The sequence below is a fragment of the Streptomyces sp. NPDC002130 genome (assembly GCF_040296465.1).
Lineage (GTDB): Bacteria > Actinomycetota > Actinomycetes > Streptomycetales > Streptomycetaceae > Streptomyces.
Genome location: NZ_JBEOXI010001185.1, coordinates 1 through 1,095, shown reverse-complemented (window position 1 = coordinate 1,095; position 1,095 = coordinate 1). Strand labels below are relative to the sequence as shown.

Annotated in this window: 3 protein-coding genes; all 3 read right to left on the bottom strand. The window is 64.6% G+C overall.

Annotation, left to right across the window (positions count from 1 at the left end; all coding sequences use genetic code 11):
- Window positions 1-343: 50S ribosomal protein L18 (locus ABT116_RS49505; RefSeq protein WP_351648262.1), on the bottom strand; the 343-nt coding region annotated here is incomplete at its 3' end.
- A gap of 1 nt (window position 344) precedes the next feature.
- Window positions 345-884, bottom strand: coding sequence for a 50S ribosomal protein L6 (gene rplF / locus ABT116_RS49500; protein ID WP_003940970.1), 540 nt, complete (start codon window positions 882-884; stop codon window positions 345-347).
- A gap of 14 nt (window positions 885-898) precedes the next feature.
- On the bottom strand, window positions 899-1,095 hold a 197-nt coding region (gene rpsH, locus ABT116_RS49495; protein ID WP_351648256.1), incomplete at its 5' end, for a 30S ribosomal protein S8.

Below are 1,095 nucleotides of genomic sequence, written 5' to 3'. Positions count from 1 at the left end.
GTCCGCCGTGGTCGAAGACAACTGCTTCCACGCCGGCAGCCTTGGCGCGCTCGGCGATCAGCTGACCGACCTTCGCGCTCGCAGCCTTCTTGTCGCCTTCTGCCACGCGCACGTCTGCTTCGATGGTCGACGCGGAGGCCAGGGTGTGGCCGGCCAGGTCGTCCACGAGCTGGACGTGGATGTGGCGCGAGGACCGGTTGACGACCAAGCGGGGACGCTCGGGCGTGCCGGAGACCTTCTTGCGGAGACGGAAGTGACGACGCGTCTTCGAGAGACGACGCTTGGTGGACGCATCCTTGCCCAGCGGAATCCGCTTGGCTTTCTGGTTTGCAGTCTGGCTCATATCACTTACCCGTCTTTCCGACCTTGCGGCGGATCTGCTCACCCTCGTAACGCACGCCCTTACCCTTGTACGGGTCCGGACGACGGAGACGACGGATGTTGGCCGAGATCTGCCCGACCTTCTGCTTGTCGATGCCGGACACCGAGAACCGGGTGGGCGACTCGACGACGAAGGTGATGCCTTCAGGAGCCTCGATCGGCACCGGGTGGCTGAAGCCGAGCGCGAACTCGAGGTCCTTACCCTTCAGTGCCACACGGTAACCAACACCGTGGATCTCCATCTTCTTCGTGTAACCCTCGGTGACACCGGTGATGATGTTCGCAACCAGGGTCCGCGACAGACCGTGCAGCGCGCGGCTACGACGCTCGTCGTCGGGGCGCGTGACGCTCAGCGAGCCGTCCTCTGCCTTTTCGATTGCGATGGGCTCGGAGATGGTCAGCGCGAGGGTGCCCTTGGGACCCTTGACGGTGACATCCTGGCCGCTGATCGTGACGTCAACGCCCGCGGGGACGGTGACCGGAATCTTTCCAATACGCGACATTGTGGTGGCCTCCCTTACCAGACGTAGGCGAGGACTTCCCCGCCTACTCCTTGATTGGCCGCCTGGCGATCGGTGAGCAGACCGGACGACGTGGAGATGATGGCCACGCCGAGGCCTCCGAGGACCTTGGGCAGGTTGGTGGACTTCGCGTAAACCCGGAGACCGGGCTTGGAAACGCGACGCACGCCGGCGAGGCTACGCTCGCGGCTGG